This is a genomic window from Labrenzia sp. THAF187b, assembly GCF_009363375.1.
In the GTDB taxonomy this organism is placed as follows: domain Bacteria; phylum Pseudomonadota; class Alphaproteobacteria; order Rhizobiales; family Stappiaceae; genus Roseibium; species Roseibium algicola.
The window spans coordinates 2,686,312-2,710,358 of the sequence record NZ_CP045344.1 but is presented as its reverse complement, the minus strand read 5'-3'; the positions used below and the strand labels follow the sequence as shown (position 1 = coordinate 2,710,358).

The following is a 24,047-nucleotide window of genomic DNA, read 5'->3' as shown; positions in this document are numbered from 1 at the left end:
AACAGTCAAAGCTGGCAGCAACCGCAATTCATTCGGAACCTTTGACCTCAGGAACCGTTTTCCAGATGTCAGAAAGACAAGGAGAAAACGACCGATGAATTGGGACCGGATTGAAGGAAACTGGAAAGAATTCAAAGGCAAGGCCATCACCCAATGGGGCAGGCTGACCGACGATGATGTGGATCGTGTTGCCGGCAAACGGACCGAACTCGCAGGTCTGATCCAGCAGAAATACGGCAAGACCCGTGAAGAAGCCGAGCGGGAAATCGATACCTGGATCTCGCGGCACTGATGGAAGAAGGCGGGCACTGCCCGCCTCTTCCTCCCGCTTTGGGATCTGTCGTTATCGCGCACCGAAGGGCAGACGCCGAAAACGGCATCTTGCTTCGCTCTCGTGGAACGAATGCAGTGGAACACGCCCCCTGTGCTCATCACGCAGCGCTGCCCTCAGGCAGCGGCCACCTCTTCCACCCCTTTGAAGAACAGCGCCTGGCTGATCCCCGCCTTCACCGTATTCGGATTGAACGGCTTGGTGATAAGGAACGTCGGCTCCGGCCGTTCGCCTGTCAGAAGACGCTCGGGGAACGACGTGATGAAGATGACCGGAACCGACATTTCGGCAAGGATATCCTTGACCGCATCAATGCCGGACGACCCGTCGGCAAGCTGGATATCGGCAAGCACAAGACCCGGGGTCTGAGCCTTTGCCGCTGCGATGGCATCGCTCGCTGTCCGGGCAACGCTAGTAACGCCATGACCGAGCGACTCAACAATCTGGATCAGATCCATGGAAATAAGCGGCTCGTCCTCGATGATAAGCACATCCGTCTTGGTCTGCCTGTCAATTTCCGCGATCGCATCCTGAACGAGCTGGGTCACTTCCTCTTCGCTACGCTCGATGATGAGGGCGGTCTCGGGAAGCGAAAACCCTTCCAGTGTGGACAGTAACAAGGTCTGCCGGCTTTCGGCCGCCATGGTCGCAAGCCGCTGCTGAGCAGTCTGCTCGAAGATGGAAACCGTCCCGTCATGCGCGGTGGGCGGAACGACGCTTGCGTTCCAAAGGACATGGAAAAGCCGGTAAAGACCGATTTTCACGCCATGAGATGTATCGATAATGGTCTGATCTGCCACCAGTGCCTGCAGGCAGGCCCTGACATAGGCATCGCCACTTTTCTGACTTCCCGCCAGTGCTCTTGCATATCTACGCAGATACGGCAGGAGCGGCGCGATTTCTTCCGAAAGGCTCACGGACATAAATTAGTTCCTCAATAGTTGCCGCCTGAAAGCGGTCGAAGGGCCCGCATCAAGCGCACCCATAAGTTGGAAATGCATTCGGCAAAAAAAAGTTCCATACTCGAGGAACTTTTTTTTTGCCGCCGCGTTTACGTCGCAAATCAGCCTATCGTCGAAGACGCAAATATCGGGAATCTGCCATGGCAAGCAAGCTTAACCCAAGTCGGCCCAACGCCGGATTTGGTGTAATAACACCAGCCGCCGGAGCCAAGTCCAAAGAAGACTGGATCGGCAACCAGCTCAAGAAGGTTTACGACGAGGCCCTATCGGAAGACATACCGGATGACATGATGGACCTGCTGTCCGCCTTGGACGACAGAGGCTCTGACGAGGAGGCCGCCGAATGAACGTCGCAAAGCTCAAGCAGGATCTGGTCGACGCCATACCGCGATTGCGCGCCTTTGCCAGATCGATCAGTGGTGACCGCGACCGTGCGGACGATCTGGTCCAGGAAACCCTGGCAAAGGCGATCGCCAACAAAGACAAGTTCACCGAAGGCACCAACCTCACCGCCTGGCTGATTACCATTCTCCGGAACCAGTATTATTCCGTTGGCCGGAAGATGCAGCGCGAGGTTGCCGACCCTGACGGTGAACACGCCGCCAGCCTGGAAAGCAAACCGCAACAGGCAGGCCATCTGGAACTGAAGGATTTCCTGAGCGCCCTTCAGGTTCTTCCGGACGACCAGCGTGAAGCCCTTATCCTGATCGGTGCCAGCGGCTTTTCCTATGAAGAAGCAGCCGACATCCTCGGCGTGAAGGTTGGCACGGTCAAAAGCCGCGTCTCCCGTGCACGCCTTCGTCTGGATGACCTCATGAACGGGACCGAGAAATTTGAACGGTCCGAAATCGCCGCCGCCGAATCCGCCTCCCTGATCAGGGACGCCCTGTCCGTCTGATCATTCTCATCCACACCGGAACCTTTCCGCTTCTGCGTCCGTCACAGGCCGGCGCACTGCATCCGGTGTGATCAGGCAAGCCGGTTGGCGCACGACAGCTAACAATGACCGGCAGAGTTCCATCGACGATGGAACTCTGCCGGTTTGAGGGGGAACGGGAATGGATCTGGCCTATCGGGAAAATGCCCGCGAACAAGCCCTCGTCCGTCTGGCCAAGGGCTTTCTGTTCATCCCCGTCTGCATCACACTTCTGGGGGCCGTGCTCGCATTTGCGGCCTTCCTGATCGATGACCTGCAACTCCTGACCGGTGTCTTCGACTTTTTCGGCTACAGCTCCATCAGCATCGATGGTGCCCGCTCGGTCCTGTCGACCATTGCCGGCGCGATGATGTCGGTGATCAGCCTTGTCTATTCCCTGACGCTGGTCGTATTCACACTCGCCGCGGGCAATATTTCGGCCCGCCTGCTGGAAACCTTCGCCAGCAACAGAACCACCCAGATTACCATCGGTCTTCTGGGCGCGACCTTCCTTTATTCCATGCTTGTCCTTTTCGGTGTCGACGACACCAAGGATCTCCGGTTTTCCGTCATCCTCTCGATAATCCTCGCCTCCAGCAGCTTTTTCTGGCTGGTCTATTTCGTCAACGACGTTGCCGGCCGTATCCGGGTCGACGCCGAAATCGGCCGCATTCATGCAGCGCTGCGATCCTCGATCGACGAGCTTCTGGCGCACGAACCGCGTGAAAAGCCGAATGACCGCGAGGAGATACCCGACCTGCCGGTCTGCACCTTCAAAGCCGTGCGCAGCGGCTACATCACCTTCATCGACAGCGAACGGCTGATAGACATCGCGAAGTCTCTCGACGGTTTCATCGAAGTGTCCGTCATTCCCGGAACCTACGTCATCGAAGGCATGCCGATCGCAAAGGTGCGCACGGAGACCGAAGACCCTGATCTGAAATCCTTGCGCGGCACCTTCAAGATCGAAAAGGCCCGGGCTCCCGAAGGGGATATCCAGTTTTCGGTCCACCTGATGGTGGAGATCGCGCTGCGTGCGCTCTCCCCCGGCGTCAACGACAGCTACACCGCGATCAGCGCGATCGATCACCTGTCGGCCTCCGCCGCGCGGATCCTGCAGCGCGGCGCCCCCAGCTCGCTCATCACGGATGACGACGAGACCCCTCGCCTGTGGTTGACGATCCTGGAAGTGCACGATCTCCTGGACACGGCGATCAGTCCGCTCAGGCAGGCGTCAAGAGGCAACATCCTGGTGCTCGACCACCTCATTTGCGCTTTGGAAAAGGCGTCCCTGGTCTGCCGCAAGGAGCACCTGCACCTTGTCTCGAGGCAGCTGTTCAATATAGCCCAGGATGCAGTTTTCTCGATCCAGAGCAGACCGGACAGGCAACAGATCGCCCGACGGCTCTGGACTGCGCGCAATACGCTGCGCATTCAGGCAGAGGCCCGCTAGCCACTGGATGCCTGCCGGCAAGCCCGCTGCATCAACTATATCATTGAACGAGGAAAACGCTGTCTTGTCAGGCGTTTGACGTCGCCTGAATGCCTGTTGGGGAAGGCACAAAAAAGGGCGCCGAAGCGCCCGTTTTGTTCTCGTGTCAGACCCTGCGGCCTCTGATGGCATGTGCGACTGCCGAAATCAGGAACAGCGCAATGGCGACAAAGAAGATCAGTTTGGCAATGGAAACCGCAGTACCGGCAATACCGCCAAAACCAAGTACGGCTGCAACAATAGCAACCACCAAGAACAACAATGCCCAGGAAAGCATAGCAACCTCCGATATTTGAGATACGGAGATGAAACGCCTCGTTTTCGAAATCGTTCCCAATAATTTTGAAATTTATCTCGAAAACTTCAAGACCACTGCAGGGAACCTTCTTCGCGCCCGGCCGTTTCCGTCACAGTCACCAGCATCGGAGATCTGTCATGGAATATGGAATTGTCGGCCTGTTGATCCTCATCCTGGACGTCTACGCGATCATTCAGGTCCTCGGAAGCGGCTCCTCCACCGGGGCAAAGCTGCTTTGGGTTCTCGGGATCCTGATTTTCCCGGTCGTTGGCTTCATTGTCTGGCTGCTGGCCGGTCCGAAAAGCGCGGGAAAACTCGCCTGATTTTTCGCGTCACGGCTTCGCGCAATGTCAGGCGCAGCCGTGACGCCTTCTCCCGGAACTTCCCGAAAGTTCAACCATTTACCTACTGCACTTTCAACTTTTCAGAACACGAAAGGGAGTTGCTGAAATGCTTCGCCATCTACTCGCCACCACCGCAATCGTAGCAGCCATTTCAACGGCGGCTGTTGCCGGTGAGACCGCTGCGATGAAAGACGGCGGTCAGGCCGGTGCAAGTGATGACACCGGCGTATACGAATTCGAACTCCACACTCTTGCACCGGATACCACCACCGGCATTCTCGCCACCAACATGGTCGGCAAGCCTGTGGTGACCAGCAGAAATGCTGAAGGGGAAGAAATCGGCGACATCAACGACGTGGTCTTCGGCCGCGACGGCTCCGTGCATGCGGTGATTGTCGGTGTCGGCGGTTTCCTCGGCATCGGCGAAAAGGAAGTCGCCCTCGATTTCGCCCGCCTCAACTTCGTGGCTGGTGAGGACAAACGGCTCATCGTCGTCAGTGATGTCTCGCGCCAGGAACTGGAAGCGGCAACCGCCTATGAGCGCCCGGATTACATCCCGTACTGGATGACGACGGAAGGTGCGCGCGAGCAAATGGACAAGGTCACTGAAAACGCCAAGTCCACCTATGAGACCGTGCGCAAGGAGGCCATCGACCCCGCAAGACAGCAGCTGGATGACGCCATGTCCGACGGCTGGACTGAGGAAAAGACCGAGGTCGATGCAACCAGCGTGTCCACGGACGAGCTGATCGATTCAACGGTCTACACCAACCAGGACACAAACATCGGTGAAGTCGCCGAGGTCCTGATCGGCAAGGACGGCAAGGCCCAGGCTGTTGTCATCGATGTCGGCGGTTTCCTTGGCTTCAACGCAAAGCCGGTTGCCGTTGCCTTCAACAGCCTGAAGATGTTCGAAACGGAAAACGGCGACCTTCTGGTCACCGCCCCCTTCACCAAGGAACAGCTTGAGAATGCGCAGACCTATGAGCCTGCCACCTACAAGGCCAATCCGGATGCGGTTCTGCTGAAAGGCTGAACGGCTATCTGAAAGACACCAAGGAAACGGGTCGCTTCGGCGGCCCGTTTTTTTGCGTACCCAGGGGTCATGGCTCTACCTGTAAGGATGAGCTGGCTTCATGGCGCATGGGTTGTCTTCAAGGTGGAAGGACAAGGGAAAAATGTGTCGAGAAGCTCTCAGGCAAGCCAATAAACGACAGTGGCGACCGCTGCCAAGGCCACCATCAGCCCCACCAGCGTCACGATGCCATCGCGCACCAGCAACCCGAGGCTCAGGAGAAGTATTGCCGAACCGGGCAAGGCGACAGCAAAGGGCAACAGGGTGGCGGGATAGACAAGAACAGACAGAAAGATGCAAAACGCCGCGACGATCCGGCTCGCGGTTTCGCCGGCGAAGATGGCCAGGCGCTGCCCGAGGTAACCGTCGGCGCGTTCGGCATAGGGGGTGAGCTTGTCGATGATCGACTTCACCTTCTGCTTGGGAAACCCGCGATTGCGCACGAAAGACGGTAACCAGATCGAGGTTCTGCCAAGGACAAGCTGTCCCGCCACCAGAAGCGTCAATGTTGTGAGAACAATCGGGACACCTGGTATGGCCCCGATGGGAGATATCATCACAAGGGCCGGCAGAAACAGAAGAGGCCCCGCCGCACGGCTGCCGGACGCATTCAACAACGAGCCGACATCGGCGCGGCCTTCCTTTTCAATTTCGTCTTCCCAGCTTGTAAGAACGCCCTTGATTGTCTCCGACTGACCTGTCGCCATCCGGGTATCCCTCCAGTTCGCATTATCGTCGGACGTGCCACATTTTTCCGGCCAAACCTGCGTCCGAAAAAGCAAAAAGGGCCGGCAAAGCCGACCCTTCTTGACGTTATGTCACTGTGTTCACTTGATCGCTTCCAGTGACATCCGACTGACACCCACCGTGATGTTCGTGCCCGTCTGGCTTTCGACACTGAGCGGGTTCAGCGCAATCGACTTGTCGAAACCGCCAATAAGGGCATTGGCCTTGATACCCGCACCAAGGCTGGCACCTGCGGTCACGCCGGCATATTCACCTTCAAGAGCGCCCACCTCCAGGTCGGCAGTCGGTGCAACGACGCCCCATATCAGCGTGGCCGAGTCGGTGGTCCCGATATCAAGCCCGTATTCGCTTACGGTCGCCGTGTAGTAGCTGGCAGGGCCGTCACCGACCCGGTCGAAGGTGCAGTTCATGACGGCCTTGGAACCGACGATGAAATTGGTTTCCTGCTCGACAACGCATGTCAGTTTGCCAACTTCGACGCCAGCAGGCTTGTCCTGGGCCATCACAGGGGTCGCAAGAAGCGTTGCTCCCGTCAGGGTCAGGGCGAGTTTGGTAAACCGTTTCATCAATGTCTCCTTCGTGTATGTGGCCTCCGGATTGCTCCGGTCCGCCTTCATCACGGTGGAAACGTCTGCATGGTCCGTCAGTTCCAAAATAATTCTGCTCTTGTCCCCTCAGCGCATGGCCATCGGCAGATAAAGCGCAATCTGCGGCAAGGCGATCAGCGCCGCGACCATGGCCAGCATCGCCAGCACATAGGGAATGGCTCCCAGCATCACCTCGGCTATGGATCCGCCGCGTCGCGCACTCTGGACGACGAAGAGATTGAGCCCCACCGGCGGTGTGATCAGCGCCATCTCGATCAGCACGATCATCAGGATACCGAACCAGACCGGATCATATCCCAGGCTGATGACGATCGGCACAACGATCGGAATGGTAATGACCATCAGCGACAGGGTCTCGATGAAGAAACCAAGCACGATATACATCGCGACGATCACCAGCAGCGTCTGCAGGGGACCGAAGCCGAGCCCCTCCAGAAAGCCGCGCAATTCCTGCGACAGGCCGGCAGCCGAAAGCGTGAAGTTGAGAAACGACGCCCCGATAACCACCAGCATGATCATCGCCGTGACCCGCACTGTGCCGATCAGCGCTTCGCCGATCATGCGTGTGTTGAGCCCACCGAAAAGCGCGGCAATCGCCAGCGCTCCGGCAACCCCGACAGAGGCTGCTTCGGTCGGCGTCGCCCAGCCCTTGTAGATCGAGCCGATGATGGCACTGAACAGAAGAATGATCGGCAGCAGATCTGCGAGCCCGAGTGCCATTTCCCGCAAGGGGAACGTCCGCCGTGCCCCGCCGAGCTTCGGATTGACCAGGCAAACAAGCGCAGTCACTGCCAGAAAGGCCATCGCCAGCAGGATGCCGGGCAGAAGCCCTGCCAGAAAAAGCTGCGGGATCGAGGTCTGTGTCAGAAAACCGTAGACGATCAGGTTGATCGACGGCGGGATCATGATGCCGAGCGTGCCTCCGGCGGCGATCGCACCGGAAAAGAGCTTCTGGTCGTAGCCCAGCCGATCGGCCTGCGGCATCGCCACCGTCGCCACCGTGGCAGCGGTCGCCACCGACGAGCCGGACGTGGCCGAGAACATGGTGGCGGTTGCCACATTGGCATGCACCAGCCCGCCTGGCAGCCAGGAGACCCAGCGGTCGAGCGCCGAGTAGGTGCGTGCGGCAATGCCGGTGCGCACCAGGATCTCGCCCAGCAGCACAAAGAACGGAATGGCGATCAGCGCCGCATTTTCCGACGTCGACCAGACCATCGACCCGAGACCGCGTGTCAGCGGAAAGGCGCTGAAGAACTGATCGATACCGAACCCCAGCAGGAACAGCACGATGCCGACAGGAATTGAAAGGCTGAGGAGCCCAAGTAGGCCGACGGAAACGAAGGAAAGCATCAGGCCGTCTCCCCTTCCGGAAAGGCACCGATCGCCTGCTCGGATTTTGCAAATTCACCGCGCAGGACCAGCAGTACACCGGCAACAAAGGTCAGCCATGCGGTAACCGCGAACCACACCCACCCGGCAAACCAGGGCAATTGCACAAGGGCGAGCGGGGTTTCCAGGGGGGTGTTCGCCCTTGAGGAATTGCGCAGGGTCGTCTCCACCACCGGCCAGCACTTCAGCGCGACGATGGAGACGGTCGAGGACAGGGCGAAGATCGACAGAAGATCCAGCACCGCCCGCCATTTTGGCAGTCCAACCGAACGGCGTAGGAAATCGATCCGGATATGCGAAAGTTCGCTCAATCCGAAAGCCATGCCCCAGGCCGTGCCGATGGCCATCACGTAGCCGGAGATTTCGTCGGTGCCGCCGAAGGAGGCACCGACACGGCGGAGACAGATATCAATCAGAACAAGACCTGCACAGGTGAGGAACAGAACGCCGACCGAAATCGCTATCGCCCGGTTGATCCTCGACAGGATTGACAGGAGTTTCTCCGCCACCTCGATGTCTCCCGGGCTTAGTTGGTCTTGATCTGCACACCGACGACGGCGCCGACGCTGTCGTTCCAGCGCGCAGCCCAGTCGCCACCGGCTCGCTCTGCCCATTCGGGCAGAACATCGGTTTCCAGGATCTGGCGTGCGCGCTCGATGTCACCGTCGCTGGCTTCGACCAGAACCATGTCCCGCACGTCGCCCGAAGCGCATTCGCCCTTGCCGGTCAGGCAGGCGATGTCATTGGTCAACGCACCCTCAGCCGATGCCCATGCGGGGGCTTCGAACTTCTCGGCAATTTCCTTTTCGATCAAAGCCCGGGTCTCGCCGGACAGAGCGTTCCACTTGTCGAGATTGATCGCCGTCACCACCGGGTCCCAGCCGCCAAGCGGGATCGGCAGAAGATGCGTGCTGACTTCCCACCAACCGGCGCTGTAGCCCGAGCCTGCCCCGGTCACGGCACAATCAACCACGCCTTTCTGCAGTGCACCCGGCACCTCGGAAAAGGCAACCGTAATGCCTTCTGCTCCGAGCGCTTCCAGGAACTTGGCCGTCATGCGCCCGGATGCACGGATCTTCTTGCCCTTCAGGTCGTCCAGCGAGCCAACTTCAGCGTTGCAGAACACCACCTGCGGCGGATAGGGCGCAATGGCAAGCACCTTGGAATTGAAGCGTTTTTCGAAGATCTCCTCGACCATCGGCCGGGCGGCATCGACCGCGGCATGAGCCTTGTCGGCAGACATGGCCACCAGCGGCACATCGAGACCTTCCAGTTCCGGTGCATCGGCAACTGCATAATCGCCCACCGTCATGCCGACGTCGAAAACACCCTGGCCGAGCAGGCGGAACACTTCGCCAACGCCGAGGTTCATCTGGTTGTGAGTGGTGACGGTTGTGCTGATGGTACCGCCGGATGCTTCAGGCAAGGCGGTCTGCCAGAACGGCGCCTCGTAGTCCTGGTGCAGAGGCAGGCTGGACCAGCTGCCGACGACCGACAGGTCTTCCGCAGCGGCGGCCGAGGACATGGCGACACCGGCCATTAGGAAAGTCATAATCTTTTTCATGTGTCCACTCCGTGAAGGTTCGAGCTTACAGCGTCTTTTTTGTTATGATTGGAATTTCAGCGTCATCCGGGATGTCCGTGATCAGCATGTGTCCCGGTTTGTGGGTAATCAGCAGCGGCAGGGCAGCGTTCTGGATGATGGCTTGCGGCGTCACTCCGCAAGCCCAGAAGACGGGCGTGTAACCGGCCAACACCGGCACCGCATCGCCCCAGTCCGGATTGTCGAGATCGGAAATGCCGATGGCCGCTGGATCGCCGATATGGACCGGTGATCCGTGCGCCAGCGGAAAGCGGGCCGAAATGGCAACCGCGTCCCGCACCCGCTCATCCGGGATCATACGCATGGAAACCACCATCGCTCCCCGGAACGGCCCTGCCGGTGTCGTTTCCAGGTTCGAGCGGTACATCGGCACGGTGACATTGTTTGAAATGTGCCAGAGGTCGATCCCCGCCTCGATTAGCGCATGTTCGAAGGTGAAGGAACAGCCGAGCGCAAAGGCAACGAGATCATCGGACCACAAGGCGCTTATGTCCGTCACCGAGCCTTCCAGCCGGCCATCGCGATAGATGTTGTAGGCGGGTACGTCGGTACGAATATCCAGGCAGTGTCCCAGGGTGAACAGGAGGGGGTTTCCCGTGTCTGACGCACCGATCAGCGGACAGGGTTTGGGATTGCGCTGGCAGAAGCGCAAGAAATCCAGCGCATAGGCTTCCGGAATGATCGCCAGATTTGCCTGAAGCAGGTTCTTGCCGAGCCCCGCCGTGTGCGAGCGATAGCTGCCGGACCTTATCTGCGCACGAAGCGTCTCGATGTTTTCCTGCCGAAGGGTTTCATAAGATTGCAGCACTGGGGCTCTCCTCCATTGGAGAAAGGCTCCCGCATTGCGGTTATAAACTCAAATTGAATGATTTTAGCAGATCTTATAAATAATTTTTATAGCCAGAGTAGGCGACCGCAACCTCCAGCGCCTTCTTCGCAGCAGCCGCCACGATGTGGCTGCGCGGGTCACCGAGATAGCTCGCCGAAAATCTCAGGGCATCCGGTACCCATCCCGGATCGAACTCGACGATGCTTCCTCCCTCGACATAGGGCCGTGCCAGCGCCCTCGGCAGTGCCGCGACCCCGAGCCCTGCTTCCACCAGCCTGAAACAGGCAGACAGAGACGATGACGGGAACATCTGCACGTCCGGTGCAACCCGTTCGAACAACAGTGTTTTCAGCTCGCGGTAAGGCCGCGTGTGCCGGGCGTAGGTAATCACGGGTTTTTCCCGCAAAAGCGCCTCGGCATGCGCTCCTTCGGCCGGACTGTCCGCCGCCACATACCAGCCGAGGTCGAAACCGGGCAGCTCGATATTGTCGACCGAATATTCCGAAATCGGCCCCAGCAACAGGGCCAGATCGATTTCCCGGTCGAGCAAACCGGAGCGCAGGTTCACCGAGATATCAACGTTGATTTCCACGATCAGGCTGGGAAAATCGGCCCGCAGCGCGGCAACCAGATCCGGCAGCCAGCACTGTGCAATGGTTTCCGAGGCTCCAATGCGCAGATGCCGGTCAATCCCCTCACGGGAGACCACCGTCTCCTCGACCTTGTCCGACAGACGTTCGAACTGCTCGGCAAATGTCTGCAGCAGCTCGCCGCGCTTGGTCAGCTTCAGCCTGCCGGGAGAGCGTTCAAACAGCTCGGTTCCCAGCGCCTCTTCCAGCCGTTTGATCCGCGTCGTCACCGCCGGCTGCGTCAGGTTCAAACTGCCTGCGGCCTTGTTGACGCCGCCATGGCGGACAACGGCCAGAAAGGCCCTCAGCTGATCGAGATTGAGCGGATGCATGCAACGTCCCGGCGTGATCGGTTTGAGCTACATTGCGCGAAGCTGCGGACATTGAAAAGGTTTCGGGAAAAGACCGGCGTGCAAAAGCAGAACGAGAGAGAACCTCATCCCCGGCCTTTTTCGCGAGACATTGCTGCCCCAGGGCTCGTTGAAGGAAAGAGTTTCGTTACAGTTTAGGCTCAGGCGCTCAGCGCCAGTTCGGGCCCTGCAAGCACTTTCCCTGCAAGCCGCCTGATCCGCTCAGGGTCAGGATGGAGGTCAGCCTTTTCTGCCTTGCGTGCCCACAGGACCTTCAACAGCGTCTTGCTCGTCAGTTTCATGAAGTCATGGGCAAGGGCTGCCGGGTCCTCGCTCTGCAACACCCGGTCCCTCACCAGGCACCAGTTGGCAACAACCTCGCCCAGTTGCGGGTAAATCTTGTCGTTCCGCAGACATTCGTCCCGCAGGAATTCCTCGAATGCCTTGCTTTCCTTGCCTGGCAGCAGACGCGTGACCAGTGCTCTTTCATGAATGGCGTTGGCACCTTCATAAATCGCGGTGATCCGCACATCCCGGTAGCACTGTTCCAGGAAGTATTCCTTCAGATAGCCGTACCCGCCGAGCACCTGCATGCCAAGCTCCGTTGCCTGCATGCCGGCTTGCGTGCAGTAAGCCTTCGCGATCGGTGTCAGGAATTCCGCCAGCGCCCGGTTCTCGCCTGCCTCAACCGTGACCAGCGCCAGATGCGCGATTGCTCGTCCGCCAAGGGCAAGGGTATCGATCTCGTCCAGCATGCGACGTACGTCGGCATGACCATCCAGCGTCACTGGCTTGCCCGCGGCATCCCGGCCCTGCTTGCGTTCCGCCGCATAGGTGCTGGCGATATCCGCAGCGCGGGCGGCATGAGCAACACCCTGCAAGGCCACGTCCACGCGGGCATGGTTCATCATCGTGAACATCGCCTTCAGGCCTTCGCCTTCCCGGCCGACCAGTTCGGCGACGGCGCCGTCGAAAGCAAGCTGGCAGGTGGGCGAAGCATGCAGACCCATCTTTTCCTCAATACGGGTAACGGTTACCGCATTGCGGCTGCCGTCCGCGCGGGTGCACGGGCATAGAAACAGCGACAGACCCTTCACGCCGTCGTCTGACGTGCGGGCCAGCACCAGGTGATGGATCTTCTCGCTCATGTTCTGATCGCCGCCGGAGATGAAGATTTTCTCGCCGCTGATTGACCAGCCATCGCCACTCTGCACAGCCCGGCAACGGATGCGGGAAAGATCGGATCCCGCATCCGGTTCGGTCAGGCACATGGTGGCAAGTGCCTCGCCGGAGGCAAATTGCGGGATCACGCGCGCTTGCTGATCTTCCGTGCCAAAGGCCAGCAGGGTGCGGGCGGCACCCGCAGCAAGGCTCGTCACCATCTGCAGACTGTGGTTGGCGCCGGTGAAGATTTCCGAGGTGATCGCAAGTACGCCTGCATCAAGCCCCTGCCCGCCAAGTGCTTCCGGGATCGTCAATCCCGGCCAGCCCTGTTCCGCATAGGCGGCATAGGCTTCGCGGAACCCGTCCGGCATTTGCACCCGTCCGTCCACCAGCCGGCAACCCTGGCTGTCGCCCGGTTCGTTCAACGGGGCCAACTGCTCTTCTGCAAAGGCAGCAAAATGACCGCCGATCTCGGCGGCAAGATCCGCATCGAAGTCCGGCAGATCGGCTGCCCCGGCAACATGGGTCAGGCAGAACAGGATATCGTCAAGCGGTGCGGCAAAGGGTTTCATGGCTACAGGCTTTCAACAGATACTCAATCGGATATTCGCTTTGTATTCCCCCTCATCCTGAGGAGGACCTTCAGGTCCGTCTCGAAGGATGGGCCGCTTGCGCCGGAGATTGCCGCCCATCCTTCGAGACGGGCTGTCGCCCTCCTCAGGATGAGGAAGCAGCCGGACAAAGGCTTCTGGCAAAGAGGCGTCCAAGGCCAAGTTGTTGCTCCCTCACCCCACCCGAAACAAGGACACAAGCACGGCGGAGGCAAGACGCCGGCCGGTGCCGACGAAGAGAGTATTGTTGACCCAGTCATAACGCGGGTCTCCCGTCTCCAGCCTCGCCGCCGTGCGGAAGTAATAGAGTGCAGGGTCGACATCCTCGCCGCGGGCAAGCGCTTGCAGCACGTCCGGCGGACCATGACGAACCCCCTTGTTGATGATCTCGATCACCGCGCCGTCTTCAGTCTCGAAGGCATAACGGGTGTCGATGTCGGCCGCACCGTCCGCCAGGATCGTCTGCCAGTCGGCGCCCATGTCGAGCACCGTTCCGGACACCTGACCAGACACCCGGCCACCGACAATCGGGATGATCCGCCGCGTTCCCGCTCTGCCCTGCCCCATCTCCCGGACAGGGCCAAGTTCGACCTCAAGATCGCAGAAATGGGTGAGCTCCGGAGTGATCATGCCAGCCCCAGCAGCCTTGCCGCATTGCCCTTGATGATGTCCGGCCGCAGCTCGTCCTTGATGGCGATCTTCTCGAAATCCGCCAGCCAGCGTTCCGGTGTGATCATCGGCCAGTCGGAGCCGAACAGCACCTTCTTCTTCAAGATCGAATTGCAGTATTTCACCAGGATTTCCGGGAAATACTTCGGCGACCAGCCGGAAAGGTCGATATAGACGTTCGGCTTGTGCTGGGCGACCGCCAGGGCTTCCTCCTGCCAGGGGAAGGACGGGTGCGCGAGGATGATCTTCATGTCGGGAAAATCGACCGCGACATCGTCCATATACATCGGGTTGGAATATTTCAGCCGCATGCCGTTGCCACCGCGCATGCCGCTGCCGACACCTGTCTGGCCGGTATGGAAGAGCGCGATGGAGCCTTCTTCCGCAATCGCCTCGTAGAGTTCGTAGGCCATGCGGTCGTTGGGGTAAAAACCCTGCATCGTCGGGTGGAACTTGAAACCCTTGATGCCGAAATCCCTCATCAGACGCCGCGCCTCGCGCGCACCCATCTTGCCCTTGTGCGGATCGATGGAGGCGAAGGGGATCAGCACATCGTCGTTTTCGGCGGCAAGCTCCGCCACTTCCTCGTTCTTGTAACGGCGGTAGCCGGTCTCGCGTTCGGCATCGACCGGAAAGATTACCGCCGCAATGTTCTGTTCGCGGTAATGAGCTGCCGTTTCCGGTACGGTCGGCGGATGGCTCCAGGGCGCGCGGAAGTATTTCGCCATCGTGGCCTGCAAGTCGTCATAGCCATCGTCGGAATGACAACCGCAGGGTTCTTCGGCGTGAGTGTGGATGTCGATGGCGCGAACCTTGGTGATGTCGACCATTTCAAGCGCTCCTCAATCAGAGTGTGACCACAGCAGGGTCATCGTCGGTGTAAAGCCGTTCCAGCAGGGCCTCGCGGCGCGCCAGAACCTTTCGGATGTTCAGATTGCCCTTGGCGGTCATCTCGCCTTCGGGCATGGAAGCCGGCTGAGACAGCACGATGGCGCGGGACACCAGTGTCGAGCTGCCGCTGATCTCGCGGGCGCGCGCCGAAAGCCGGCGGTGGATTTCGCCCTGCAGCAGCTTGCAGCGGAAAGCTCCGTCATCATCGTTGAGGTCAAAGCCTTCCCGGGTCAGCTCCGCAACATTCGGGAAGATCATAACCCCGATCTGCTTCCGATCGGCGCCGGTGATGATCAGGTCTGCGGCAAGCGGTGCGAGACGGGACAGCATGTCCAGCTTCAGTTGCGCCGCCCGCACCCAGGTGCCGGACTGCAGCTTGAAGTCTTCCGATATCCGGCCGTCAAAGCGCATGCCCTTGTTTGCGTCTGCCGGATCAAGAAACAGCATCGCATCCCCGGTGATGAAGAACCCTTCTTCATCGAAGGCCGCGGCGGTCTTTTCAGGATCGTTGAGATAGCCGGGCATCACGTTGGGGCCCTTCACCCGGACTTCGCAGCGCATGTCCGCATCAGGCAAAAGCTTGACGGTGACGCCGCTCACCGGAACACCGACAATGCCGGAGTGCGGTGCAGGTTCCTGCTGCATCAGGGCCGAGGGCGCTGTTTCGGTCAGTCCCCAGGAAGACGTCATCAAGGGCACCTCGCCCTTGACCTCCATCGCCATGCGCTCAAAGCCGGACCAGACTTCCTGCGGCAGGGAGGCACCTGCATAGAAGATCAGGTCCAGATCCTCGAAGAAGCGCTGACGCAGGTCCGCGTCCGCTTCCAGTGCCTTCAGCAGCATGCCGAAGCCAAGCGGCACGTTGAACACCAGCGTGCCGGTCTTCAACGACAGGTTCTCCACCGTCCGTTCGAACAGGCCCTTCACCGGCTTGCCGTCGTCAATGTAGAGACTTCCACCGTTGGCCAGCATCATGTTGAAATTATGCGAGCCGCCGAAGACGTGGTTCCAGGGCAGCCAGTCGACGATCACCGGCGGGCGCTTGCGCAGGAACGGCATGGAGTCGGCAAGCTGGGCCTGGTTCACGCACATCATCCGGTGGGTGGTCAGAACGCCCTTCGGGCTGGAGGTCGAGCCGGAGGTCATCAGGATCTTGCCGACCGTATCCGGCGTGACGGCCGCGAAAGCGCTGTCGACGTCGACGCTGCCGTCTCCCTTCAGAAGATCGGCGAAGGCGGTAACGTTCCGGCTTCCCGGGCGGCTGGCGACAATCTCGACCGACGCAAGATCTTCCAGGTTCAACGCTTCGCCGTATTGGTCCGCATCGACCACATAGGCCATTTTCGGCTTGATGAGGCTGATCGCCTCGCGCAGGCGGCCATGGGCACCGTGAATGAGCGAATACTGCTCGGCCACCGGCACCACCGGCACTCCGACATACTGTGCGGCAAGCGCAAGAATGCCGTGATCGACACCGTTGCCGGACATGATCAGGATCGGCGTATTCGCCCCCATGCCCCTTGCCAGGAGCGCGGCACCGATCGCCCGCACTTTTTCCAGGATGCCCGCATAGCTTTCCTCGCGCCAGCCGGCACCGCTGCGTTCGGCCAGAAACACCCTGTCCGGTGCTTCCTTCGCCCATTGGTGCAGCCAGTCTCCCGTCCGCTCGGCCACCGGGCTCAGCGGATAGGTGGACTGCAGCAGAATGCTGCCATCCGGACGGTCTTCCCGCTCGACCGAGTGGCGCAGAAATTCCGTGGTGCGCTTCATGATCGTCTCCTCCCGAAACTTCATGTCAGTCTTCCCGTTGGCGGTTGCTTTCAATCAGTTGCATCACCTTGGTGGCGACACTCAATGCGTCCTTGCTGATACCGTTGAGCAGCATCTTCTCGTGCTCCATGACCGCGGCGATTGCCTTTTCACACAGCCGGCGACCGGCCAGTGTCGCCTTCAACGCATAGGCCCTGCGGTCACTCGGCAACCGGTCACGGATGATCAGGTCACGCCGCTCCAGTTCGTCGACAATCACGACCAGGTTGGGCCGTTCGATATCCATGGCCTCGGCCAGTTGCGACTGGCGCAGGCCCGGGTTGTCGACGATCAGCACCAGGGCGGTATAGGTCAGCATGCGCAGGTCGAACGGCTTCAGGGTGCGGCTCAGGTCCGACTGGATGACGTTGAACGTCCGCTTCATCTGATAGCCGTAGAGCGCGCGCAGGGTCCTGTCGCTGACGTTGACAATTCCGGTCTCGCTCTCCGGTTCCATCGCGGTTTTCCTCATGAGATCACCTGAAGGTCGGGTTGCGCTTTTCCAGGAAGGCGGCAAGGCCTTCCAGCGCGTCCGGGCTGGTCTGCGTAATGGCGGCGCACAGGCTCTCGGTAAAGAGACCGTCCGTCTTGGACATGTCCGCAATGCGCGCCAGCGCCTGGATCATGATGTAGTTGGACAGCGGCGCGTTGGAAGCGATCCGGCCTGCCAGGTCCTGTGCCTTGGCCAGCGCCTCTCCCTCGCCGACGGTGTAATGAGCAAGGCCCAGACCCAGGCCTTCGTCCGCATTGTACTTGCGGCCGGTCAGCATCATCTCGGTCATCCGGTCCGCGCCCAGTATGCGGCCCACGCGCACGGAAGCGCCACCACCGACGAAGATGCCCCGGCGGCCTTCCGGCAGCTGGAAGAACGCGGAGGTTTCGGCAACGCGCACATGGGTGGCACTGGCCAGTTCCAGACCGCCGCCGATGACGGCGCCGAACATGGCGGACACCACCGGCAATCCGCCGAACTGGATCCGGTCCATCACCTGGTGCCAGCCACGCGAATGGCGCATGGTTCCTTCCGCGTCGCGGGCCACATGCTCGGACAGATCAAGGCCGGAGCAGAAATGCCCGGCCGTGCCGGTGATGACCACGGCCTTCACCTCGGCGGGCGGAGACAGGAAAAAGCCGTCAATGGCTCCAAGCAGCTCGTCGCACATGGCGTTGCGCTTGTCCGGACGGTTCATGGTCAGGGTCGCGACGCTGTCGGAAATCTCAATTTTCAGGATCGGTTCTGTCATCGGTGTCTCCTCAGCGCGGCGGCAGGCGCACGGCGCCATCCAGGCGGATGGTCGTGCCGTTCAGGAACGGGTTGGTCACGATGTGCCCGGCAAGCAGGGCGAATTCCTCCGGCTCGCCAAGACGTGGCGGGAACGGAATGTTGGCAGTGATCTTGGCTGAGACCTCTTCCGGCAGGCCTTCCATCATCGGCGTTCTGAACAGGCCCGGCGCAATGGCCATCACGCGGATGCCGTGCTGGGCAAACTCCCGCGCTGCCGGCAGACACATGGCAGCAATGCCGCCCTTGGACGCCGAATAGGCAGCCTGGCCCAGCTGGCCGTCCTCGAAGGCGACCGATGCCGTATTGACGATCACGCCTCGTTCGCCGTTTTCCAGCGGCTCCACGTCCATGAGGCGTCTTGCGGCATGGCTCATGACATTGAATGTGCCGAAGAGATTGACCTTCAGCGTCTTTTCAAACGTATCGAAGGAGAGCTTGCCTTCCCGGCCGACGATGCGCGCGGCAAAGCCGACGCCCGCGCAGTTGACGACAGCGCGCGGCGTTTTACCGAGCAACCCGATGGCTTCGTCGAGGGCAGCGCCTACGGCTGCCTCGTCGCTGACGTCGGCCTGAACGGCGAAGCCGCCGATTTCTTCCGCCACAGTGCGGGCCCGGTCGATATCGAAATCGAGGATCGCAACTTTCGCGCCCTGGCTCGCAAAATGACGGGCCGTCGCGGCCCCGAGGCCACTGCCGCCACCTGTCACGAAAGCCGCTTGTCCGGATATCAGCATGGCACAGCCCCTGAATTGGTTTTAGTCATCATTGTTATATCTCATACCTATTTTGATACACCGAAAGGGCGCACTCCTTCCGGCTGGGTTAGCCAGCCAGAAGGAACAGGGTGATTGACGGAAAGAGGACCAACAGGATCACGCGGACTATGTCGGACGTTACGAACCAGAGAACCGCCTTGTAGGTCTCCTTCATCGGCGTCGACCGATCCATCGCATTGATGATGAAAAGGTTCATGCCGACGGGTGGTGTAATCAGCCCCACCTCGACAACGATCAGCACCAGGATACCGAACCAGATGGCAACGTGTTCCGGGCTCATGCCGAAGTCGAGCACGCTGATCACCGGAAAGAAGATCGGGATGGTCAGAAGGATCATCGACAGGCTGTCCATCAGGCAACCGAAGACCAGGTAGAACAGCAGGATCAGCGTCAGAACGACAAGCGGACTGAAGCCCTGGCCGACGACCCAGCCGGAGAGTTCCTGCGGCAGCTGGCTGAGTGCCAGGAAGCTGTTGTAGAAGCCGGCACCGAGCACGATGAAGAAGATCATCGCCGTGCTCATGGCCGTCTGGATCATGCTGTCGACAAAGACCTTCCAGGTCAGGTTACCGGAAATGAGCGCGATGATGCCCGTTCCGGCCGCACCGACGGCAGCGCCCTCGGTCGGGGTGAACCAGCCCAGATAGATACCCCCGACAACGAGCCCGAACACCAGAAGCACAGGCCAGACGTCCATCAGCGCACGCATGCGCTCCGCATAAGGCACCGGCTCACGCGTTCCGGCGGAGCCAGGATTGAGGCGGACATAGATCGAGATGGTGATCATGTAGCCGATGGCCGCCAGAATGCCCGGAATGAAGGCAGCCAGGAACAGCTTGGCAATGTTCTGCTCGGTCAGGATGGCATAGATCACCAGGATGACCGACGGCGGAATGAGAATGCCGAGCGTGCCGCCGGCGGCCAGCGTTGCCGTCGAAAAGCCGCCGGAATAGCCGTAGCGGCGCAGTTCCGGCAGGGCGACACGGCTCATGGTGGCGGCGGTTGCCAGCGACGATCCGCAGATGGCGCCAAAGCCCGCGCAAGCCCCGACCGCAGCCATGGCAACACCGCCCTTGCGATGGCCGAGCCAGCTTTCGGCGGCCTTGAAGAGAGACGACGACATGCCGGAGTGGGTCGCGAACTGTCCCATCAGCAGGAACATCGGAATGATCGTCAGCGAGTAGCTGGAGAAGGTGGAATAGGTTTCCGACTTCAGCTTGGCGAGAATGATGTTGGAACTGCCGGTCGCAAGATAGAGACCGCCCAGACCGCAGATCATCATGGCAAGGCCGATCGGCGCCCGCAGGAAGATCAGCAGCAGAAGAACGGGAAACGACAGGTAGCCGAGTTCAAGCAGGCTCAATGGACCCCTCCCTCGGCATCGGGCGTGAAACGCCGGCCGGTGATCAGTTCAAGCACCTTGGCGACGGCGCAGTACAGCGCGACGACGGAGGCAACAGCGGCGGCGGCAAAGCTGAGCGCGAAGGCCCACCAGATCGGAAACTGCAGCAGGAAGGTGGTTTCGTTGTAGCGCATCTTGTCTTCCATCCCGACGAACAGCCGCCAGGTGATCAGGAAAATCAGCAAGCTGAGGAGAACCTCCCACACGACTTCCAGCCACCGGTTCATCCAGCGCGGAAAACTGCCGGCGAAGACGTCCACGGTGGCGTGCCCCCGCTTAAGCTGGCAGATGGGCAGAAAGGCGAAAATGGTGAAGCTGATCCCCGCCTCGACCAGCTCGAAATCGCCGGAAACCGGACCGACACCGGTCGCGATCAGCGCGTTGGCGGCGCTTTCGGACAGCGAGGTCATGAATTCGGAATGGCCGAATGTGTTCAGCCCGCGGCCAAGCACGCTGACACAGGTCAGCCCGATCAGCGCCGTCAGAACCAGACCGCCAAGGATCGCCATGAAGCGCGCGAGACGCTCCACCAGAGTGAGCAGCATTTTACGTGTATCCTGTCGAAGGATGCCCTCCGGAACACCTGGTTCCGGAGGGCTGCTTCATGACGGTCAGTTGGCCATCAGCGCTTCGGCACGGGCCTGCAGCGCCTTGCCGTCGATGCCCTTGGCATCCATTTCGGCGTACCACTCGTCGATGGTGCCCTGAGCGGCGGCTTCCCACTCGGCAGCCTGCTCGTCTGTCAGCGTGATGATGTTGTTGCCCATCTCCACGGCTGCGGCCCGCGGGCCGGCATCATCGGCCTGCATCTGCTTGCCGGCGAAGGCAGAGAATTCCTCACCGGAGTTTGCGTCGATGATGGCCTTCAGGTCGTCCGGCAGGCTGTCGTACTTGTCCTTGTTCATCCCGAAGATGAAGGACGTGGTGTAGAGCGCCTTGCCCGGAAACTCGGTGTGGTTCTTGACCAGCTCGTTCACCTTCAGCGCGCCGACGACTTCCCACGGAATAACCGTCGCATCGACAACACCTTTGCTGAGCGCTTCCGGAATGGCCGGAACCGGCATGCCGATCGGCGTTGCACCCAGATTGGAGAACAGCTTGTTGGTGACACGGGTCGGTGCACGCAGCTTGACGCCGTTCAGGTCAGACAGTGCGACGATCGGCTTGCTGGAGTGGATGACACCGGGACCATGAACCCAGAGGGCCAGCGGCTTGAAGCGCGCGAAGTCCTCATCCATCATCGTTTCTTCGGCAAGCTTCCAGTAGGCGCGGGACATGGTCTCCGCATCCGTCATCGTGAACGGAAGCTCGAACACTTCTGCGCGCGGGAAGCGGCCCGGGGTGTAACCGGCAACGGTCCAGACGATATCAACGACACCATCGACCACCTGATCGATCAGCTCCGGCGGCTTGCCGCCCAGCTGCATGGCCGGATAACGCTCGATCTTGATGCGCCCACCGGATTCCGCTTCGATCTTGTCGGCCCAGGGGTCGAGAACGTTCTTGGGTACATTGGCCTGAGCCGGCAGAAACTGGTGCAGGCGCAGCGTGACTTCCTGCGCAAGTGTGGACGACATGCTCCCGCCAAGTGCGATTGCGGAGACAGTCGCAGCCACAGCCAGTTTGGCAAACTGCTTATGCAAGTTGATCATGGTTTCCTCCCTGTTCGATCAACTTCAAAACCTGACCGGATTCCTCCCTCCGATCAGATGATGATCTATAATAGTTATATTACATAACTTTTTTCAAGCTCTATTTGGCGACCTGGTTCACTCCCTTCGCCTTGAGCTTTGCATGCAGGCGACCAATCGGAAAGTTATACATTCTGGTCAGCCGCAAAAGCATCACAAGATCCCGTAAAATTTGCCGGAGTTTGTGATGGATCAATCCCGAAGGCAAGGGTTTCCGTGAGAAGAATGGACAGAAAACGTCTTTATCATCAACCCTGCCACTTCCTGCAAAGGAAGACCCGCCAGCCGGCATGACGACAGGCACCTTACCTAACGCAAGGGCATCAAGGCAGTAACATCAAGCCAACGGGAATTTGTGGAAAGCATGCCGGAGGTCGCAACGTCCCGGGCCTTGCGGGCTATCCGTACGACGGAACACCATTGGCGCGAACACTCGACCAGGGGTCGGTTGAATAGAATGGAAAATCAGGGAAAGCACCGGCAGGCCGTGAGCTCGAAGCCCGGCCTGCCGGTCAGGTGCCGGCCTACGCGGACTTGGAGGTAAGGGCCGGTGAGAGGGTCAGTTGCTCGAACAGCCGGGCGACGGCCTCCGCGCCCGGATCGTTGTGACCGGAGAGGCTCGCCTCCGAGACATAGGATGCCCTGCCCGCGCGCGCCCGCGTGATCCGCGACGTGGCGTCTGCGCCCTGACGGGCTTCGGCGGCTGCCGCCTCGACGCCGTTTTCCAGAGCGTTGAGCGCCGGCAGAAGGGCGTCGATCATGGTGCGGTCACCCGGCTGGGCGCCGCCCACCTGCATGATCCGGTCAAGACCGGCCTTCAACGCTCCAATGGCCCCACGGCCGCTGGAGGACGCATCGCCGGCAGCGGCAAAGAAGATCGCCAGCAGGACACCGGAAGACCCGCCCATCGTCTGGCTGAGTTCCAGACCGATGGCGCGATAAAGCTGGGTGAGATCCGCCAGCGGCAACCGGTCGAGCGCCTTCACCAGCGCCCGGGCGGCGGTGGCAAGCGTGCTGCCGGTATCGCCGTCGCCCGACTTGGCATCAAGCGCATTGAGATCGTCCTCGGCCGCGATCAGGATGTCGCAACACCGCTCGATGAACTTACGCGTCTCCGGGTTCTTGGACGGCAGCGGCTGGATCGGCGTCAGACCGTCCGGCAGCGGCAGCACCGACACAGCGCCAAGCGCAAGACAGCCGGGCCACGCCCAGGGTGCGACCGGCGCCTGCAGCAGGGCTTCTTCCGTCTTGCCGACGGGCAGCAGCGACACGGAGAACCCATGCATGTCGAGCGAGGTCATCATCGCCGCGGGGCCGATGACCCAGCGGATCTGGCTGCCGATGCGCGAGGCCGTGAGTTCTTCCAGAAGCACCGACATTTCAAGAGGTGTCGTGCTGCCCAGGTTGTTCACGATCGCCACATGAGGTCCGGGTGCGAGGTTCGGTGCAAGCCGGTCCACCACCATGGCCATGGCGGCGCGGGCATTCGAATAATCAACCTGCTCGATCCCCGCCTCGCCGTGAATGCCAAGTCCGAGTTCTGCCTTGCCATGAGCAATCCGGTCTTCCTTGGGCGACCCCGGCACCGTGCAGGTGTCCAGCGACATGCCGATCGAGATTGCACCGCCGATGGTTTTCTTCGCTGCATCGGTAATGGTCTCCAGATCCGCGCCCTGATCGGCAAGCGCTCCGGCGATCTTGTGCACGAACAGCGTACCGGCGACACCGCGCGCCTGCGGCAGGTCCGGCAGGGCAACGTCGTCATCGACAATCACCATGTTGACCTTCAGTCCGAAGGAGCGGGCCCGCTCGGCCGCAAGACCGAAGTTCAGCCGGTCGCCGGTGTAGTTCTTGACGATCAGCAGGCAGCCGGCCTTGCCTGTAACGGCCAGAATGCCCGCCAGCACCGCATCCACAGAGGGAGATGCAAACACCTCGCCGCAGACGGCCGCCGTGAGCATGCCCTGGCCAACGAAACCTGCATGGCTCGGCTCATGACCAGAGCCGCCGCCGGAGACAAGCGCCACCTTGGATTTGTCCCAGTCGGTGCGCACCACCACCTTGATATGCGGATAGCCGTCGAGACGGGCGAGCCGCCCGCCGGCTGTGCGCAGCATGCCGTCAATCGCTTCGGTGACGAGCGTTTCCTTGGTATTGATGAATTGCTTCATGTCCC

General features: G+C 60.4%; 26 protein-coding genes. 6 read left to right on the top strand and 20 right to left on the bottom strand.

What is annotated here, in order from left to right; translation table 11 throughout:
- Positions 1–94: 94 nt before the first annotated feature.
- A complete protein-coding gene (locus FIV03_RS12390) occupies positions 95–292 on the top strand; it encodes a CsbD family protein (protein WP_023003212.1) in 198 nt (65 codons plus the stop codon).
- Between the two features lie 155 nt (positions 293–447).
- Here the strand turns inward: FIV03_RS12390 and FIV03_RS12385 are convergent, their stop codons facing one another.
- On the bottom strand, positions 448–1,248 hold the full coding sequence (locus tag FIV03_RS12385; RefSeq protein ID WP_152511916.1) for a response regulator: 801 nt from the start codon (positions 1,246–1,248) through the stop codon (positions 448–450).
- 185 nt (positions 1,249–1,433) lie between these two features.
- Between FIV03_RS12385 and FIV03_RS12380 the strand changes: the two genes are divergently transcribed.
- From FIV03_RS12380 to FIV03_RS12370, 3 genes are all read left to right on the top strand, one after another.
- Positions 1,434–1,640, top strand: a complete 207-nt coding sequence (locus tag FIV03_RS12380; protein WP_023003210.1) for a NepR family anti-sigma factor — start codon at positions 1,434–1,436, stop codon at positions 1,638–1,640.
- Positions 1,637–2,191, top strand: coding sequence for a sigma-70 family RNA polymerase sigma factor (locus FIV03_RS12375; RefSeq protein WP_152509747.1), 555 nt, complete (start codon positions 1,637–1,639; stop codon positions 2,189–2,191). The genes FIV03_RS12380 and FIV03_RS12375 overlap by 4 nt, the downstream gene beginning before the upstream one ends.
- A 160-nt stretch (positions 2,192–2,351) precedes the next feature.
- The gene (locus FIV03_RS12370) at positions 2,352–3,662 is read left to right on the top strand and encodes a DUF2254 domain-containing protein (RefSeq protein WP_152509746.1); all 1,311 of its coding nucleotides are present in this window, start codon (positions 2,352–2,354) and stop codon (positions 3,660–3,662) included.
- Between the two features lie 145 nt (positions 3,663–3,807).
- Here the strand turns inward: FIV03_RS12370 and FIV03_RS12365 are convergent, their stop codons facing one another.
- On the bottom strand, positions 3,808–3,978 hold the full coding sequence (locus FIV03_RS12365) for a DUF1328 domain-containing protein (protein WP_023003207.1): 171 nt from the start codon (positions 3,976–3,978) through the stop codon (positions 3,808–3,810).
- Between the two features lie 158 nt (positions 3,979–4,136).
- Between FIV03_RS12365 and FIV03_RS12360 the strand changes: the two genes are divergently transcribed.
- Positions 4,137–4,322, top strand: a complete 186-nt coding sequence (locus FIV03_RS12360) for a PLD nuclease N-terminal domain-containing protein (RefSeq protein ID WP_023003206.1) — start codon at positions 4,137–4,139, stop codon at positions 4,320–4,322.
- A 127-nt stretch (positions 4,323–4,449) separates the two neighbouring features.
- Positions 4,450–5,379 carry a PRC-barrel domain-containing protein gene (locus FIV03_RS12355; protein WP_152509745.1) on the top strand — a complete coding sequence of 310 codons (930 nt, stop codon included), beginning with the start codon at positions 4,450–4,452 and terminating at the stop codon, positions 5,377–5,379.
- Between the two features lie 158 nt (positions 5,380–5,537).
- Here FIV03_RS12355 and FIV03_RS12350 read toward each other — a convergent pair whose 3' ends face one another.
- The 18 genes from FIV03_RS12350 to FIV03_RS12265 all read right to left on the bottom strand — a co-directional run bounded on the left by FIV03_RS12350 (position 5,538) and on the right by FIV03_RS12265 (position 24,042).
- Positions 5,538–6,125 (bottom strand): exopolysaccharide biosynthesis protein, encoded by a 588-nt coding sequence (locus tag FIV03_RS12350; RefSeq protein ID WP_152509744.1) that lies wholly within the window; start codon positions 6,123–6,125, stop codon positions 5,538–5,540.
- A gap of 120 nt (positions 6,126–6,245) precedes the next feature.
- Complete coding sequence (locus FIV03_RS12345) at positions 6,246–6,731, bottom strand: DUF992 domain-containing protein (protein ID WP_209009961.1); 486 nt, start codon at positions 6,729–6,731, stop codon at positions 6,246–6,248.
- Positions 6,732–6,839: 108 nt separating this feature from the next.
- Positions 6,840–8,123 (bottom strand): TRAP transporter large permease, encoded by a 1,284-nt coding sequence (locus FIV03_RS12340; RefSeq protein WP_075281884.1) that lies wholly within the window; start codon positions 8,121–8,123, stop codon positions 6,840–6,842.
- Positions 8,123–8,671, bottom strand: coding sequence for a TRAP transporter small permease subunit (locus FIV03_RS12335; RefSeq protein WP_023003201.1), 549 nt, complete (start codon positions 8,669–8,671; stop codon positions 8,123–8,125). Before FIV03_RS12335 ends, FIV03_RS12340 begins: the two co-directional genes overlap by 1 nt.
- A gap of 17 nt (positions 8,672–8,688) precedes the next feature.
- Entirely contained in the window at positions 8,689–9,726 is a 1,038-nt protein-coding gene (locus FIV03_RS12330; RefSeq protein WP_152509742.1) for a TRAP transporter substrate-binding protein, read from the bottom strand.
- Positions 9,727–9,751: 25 nt separating this feature from the next.
- Positions 9,752–10,573, bottom strand: a complete 822-nt coding sequence (locus FIV03_RS12325) for a putative hydro-lyase (protein WP_152509741.1) — start codon at positions 10,571–10,573, stop codon at positions 9,752–9,754.
- A 73-nt stretch (positions 10,574–10,646) separates the two neighbouring features.
- Positions 10,647–11,555 (bottom strand): LysR family transcriptional regulator, encoded by a 909-nt coding sequence (locus FIV03_RS12320; protein ID WP_152509740.1) that lies wholly within the window; start codon positions 11,553–11,555, stop codon positions 10,647–10,649.
- 179 nt (positions 11,556–11,734) lie between these two features.
- Positions 11,735–13,309 (bottom strand): acyl-CoA dehydrogenase family protein, encoded by a 1,575-nt coding sequence (locus tag FIV03_RS12315; RefSeq protein ID WP_152509739.1) that lies wholly within the window; start codon positions 13,307–13,309, stop codon positions 11,735–11,737.
- A gap of 213 nt (positions 13,310–13,522) precedes the next feature.
- Positions 13,523–13,978, bottom strand: coding sequence for a DUF3237 domain-containing protein (locus tag FIV03_RS12310; protein ID WP_152509738.1), 456 nt, complete (start codon positions 13,976–13,978; stop codon positions 13,523–13,525).
- Positions 13,975–14,847, bottom strand: coding sequence for an amidohydrolase family protein (locus FIV03_RS12305; protein ID WP_023003195.1), 873 nt, complete (start codon positions 14,845–14,847; stop codon positions 13,975–13,977). The genes FIV03_RS12310 and FIV03_RS12305 overlap by 4 nt, the downstream gene beginning before the upstream one ends.
- 16 nt (positions 14,848–14,863) lie before the next feature.
- Positions 14,864–16,678 (bottom strand): feruloyl-CoA synthase, encoded by a 1,815-nt coding sequence (locus FIV03_RS12300; protein WP_152509737.1) that lies wholly within the window; start codon positions 16,676–16,678, stop codon positions 14,864–14,866.
- Positions 16,679–16,703: 25 nt separating this feature from the next.
- On the bottom strand, positions 16,704–17,189 hold the full coding sequence (locus tag FIV03_RS12295) for a MarR family transcriptional regulator (protein WP_152509736.1): 486 nt from the start codon (positions 17,187–17,189) through the stop codon (positions 16,704–16,706).
- 4 nt (positions 17,190–17,193) lie between these two features.
- The gene (locus FIV03_RS12290; RefSeq protein WP_152509735.1) at positions 17,194–17,961 is read right to left on the bottom strand and encodes a crotonase/enoyl-CoA hydratase family protein; all 768 of its coding nucleotides are present in this window, start codon (positions 17,959–17,961) and stop codon (positions 17,194–17,196) included.
- Positions 17,962–17,971: 10 nt separating this feature from the next.
- A complete protein-coding gene (locus FIV03_RS12285; protein ID WP_152509734.1) occupies positions 17,972–18,736 on the bottom strand; it encodes an SDR family NAD(P)-dependent oxidoreductase in 765 nt (254 codons plus the stop codon).
- A gap of 88 nt (positions 18,737–18,824) precedes the next feature.
- Positions 18,825–20,141, bottom strand: a complete 1,317-nt coding sequence (locus FIV03_RS12280) for a TRAP transporter large permease (RefSeq protein ID WP_023003190.1) — start codon at positions 20,139–20,141, stop codon at positions 18,825–18,827.
- Positions 20,138–20,725 (bottom strand): TRAP transporter small permease, encoded by a 588-nt coding sequence (locus FIV03_RS12275; protein ID WP_023003189.1) that lies wholly within the window; start codon positions 20,723–20,725, stop codon positions 20,138–20,140. The genes FIV03_RS12280 and FIV03_RS12275 overlap by 4 nt, the downstream gene beginning before the upstream one ends.
- 66 nt (positions 20,726–20,791) lie before the next feature.
- Positions 20,792–21,832 (bottom strand): TRAP transporter substrate-binding protein, encoded by a 1,041-nt coding sequence (locus FIV03_RS12270; protein ID WP_023003188.1) that lies wholly within the window; start codon positions 21,830–21,832, stop codon positions 20,792–20,794.
- 563 nt (positions 21,833–22,395) lie between these two features.
- On the bottom strand, positions 22,396–24,042 hold the full coding sequence (locus FIV03_RS12265) for a dihydroxyacetone kinase subunit DhaK (RefSeq protein ID WP_152509733.1): 1,647 nt from the start codon (positions 24,040–24,042) through the stop codon (positions 22,396–22,398).
- Positions 24,043–24,047 lie beyond the last annotated feature (5 nt).

What these genes read in the sequence shown, in the direction of transcription:
- FIV03_RS12390 (WP_023003212.1), top strand. Translation starts at nt 95, where the DNA reads ATGAATTGGGACCGGATTGAAGGAAACTGGAAAGAATTCAAAGGCAAG.
- FIV03_RS12380 (WP_023003210.1), top strand. Translation starts at nt 1,434, where the DNA reads ATGGCAAGCAAGCTTAACCCAAGTCGGCCCAACGCCGGATTTGGTGTA.
- FIV03_RS12375 (WP_152509747.1), top strand. Translation starts at nt 1,637, where the DNA reads ATGAACGTCGCAAAGCTCAAGCAGGATCTGGTCGACGCCATACCGCGA.
- FIV03_RS12370 (WP_152509746.1), top strand. Translation starts at nt 2,352, where the DNA reads ATGGATCTGGCCTATCGGGAAAATGCCCGCGAACAAGCCCTCGTCCGT.
- FIV03_RS12365 (WP_023003207.1), bottom strand. Translation starts at nt 3,978, where the DNA reads ATGCTTTCCTGGGCATTGTTGTTCTTGGTGGTTGCTATTGTTGCAGCC.
- FIV03_RS12360 (WP_023003206.1), top strand. Translation starts at nt 4,137, where the DNA reads ATGGAATATGGAATTGTCGGCCTGTTGATCCTCATCCTGGACGTCTAC.
- FIV03_RS12355 (WP_152509745.1), top strand. Translation starts at nt 4,450, where the DNA reads ATGCTTCGCCATCTACTCGCCACCACCGCAATCGTAGCAGCCATTTCA.
- FIV03_RS12350 (WP_152509744.1), bottom strand. Translation starts at nt 6,125, where the DNA reads ATGGCGACAGGTCAGTCGGAGACAATCAAGGGCGTTCTTACAAGCTGG.
- FIV03_RS12345 (WP_209009961.1), bottom strand. Translation starts at nt 6,731, where the DNA reads ATGAAACGGTTTACCAAACTCGCCCTGACCCTGACGGGAGCAACGCTT.
- FIV03_RS12340 (WP_075281884.1), bottom strand. Translation starts at nt 8,123, where the DNA reads ATGCTTTCCTTCGTTTCCGTCGGCCTACTTGGGCTCCTCAGCCTTTCA.
- FIV03_RS12330 (WP_152509742.1), bottom strand. Translation starts at nt 9,726, where the DNA reads ATGAAAAAGATTATGACTTTCCTAATGGCCGGTGTCGCCATGTCCTCG.
- FIV03_RS12320 (WP_152509740.1), bottom strand. Translation starts at nt 11,555, where the DNA reads ATGCATCCGCTCAATCTCGATCAGCTGAGGGCCTTTCTGGCCGTTGTC.
- FIV03_RS12315 (WP_152509739.1), bottom strand. Translation starts at nt 13,309, where the DNA reads ATGAAACCCTTTGCCGCACCGCTTGACGATATCCTGTTCTGCCTGACC.
- FIV03_RS12310 (WP_152509738.1), bottom strand. Translation starts at nt 13,978, where the DNA reads ATGATCACTCCGGAGCTCACCCATTTCTGCGATCTTGAGGTCGAACTT.
- FIV03_RS12305 (WP_023003195.1), bottom strand. Translation starts at nt 14,847, where the DNA reads ATGGTCGACATCACCAAGGTTCGCGCCATCGACATCCACACTCACGCC.
- FIV03_RS12300 (WP_152509737.1), bottom strand. Translation starts at nt 16,678, where the DNA reads ATGAAGCGCACCACGGAATTTCTGCGCCACTCGGTCGAGCGGGAAGAC.
- FIV03_RS12295 (WP_152509736.1), bottom strand. Translation starts at nt 17,189, where the DNA reads ATGAGGAAAACCGCGATGGAACCGGAGAGCGAGACCGGAATTGTCAAC.
- FIV03_RS12290 (WP_152509735.1), bottom strand. Translation starts at nt 17,961, where the DNA reads ATGACAGAACCGATCCTGAAAATTGAGATTTCCGACAGCGTCGCGACC.
- FIV03_RS12285 (WP_152509734.1), bottom strand. Translation starts at nt 18,736, where the DNA reads ATGCTGATATCCGGACAAGCGGCTTTCGTGACAGGTGGCGGCAGTGGC.
- FIV03_RS12275 (WP_023003189.1), bottom strand. Translation starts at nt 20,725, where the DNA reads ATGCTGCTCACTCTGGTGGAGCGTCTCGCGCGCTTCATGGCGATCCTT.
- FIV03_RS12270 (WP_023003188.1), bottom strand. Translation starts at nt 21,832, where the DNA reads ATGATCAACTTGCATAAGCAGTTTGCCAAACTGGCTGTGGCTGCGACT.
- FIV03_RS12265 (WP_152509733.1), bottom strand. Translation starts at nt 24,042, where the DNA reads ATGAAGCAATTCATCAATACCAAGGAAACGCTCGTCACCGAAGCGATT.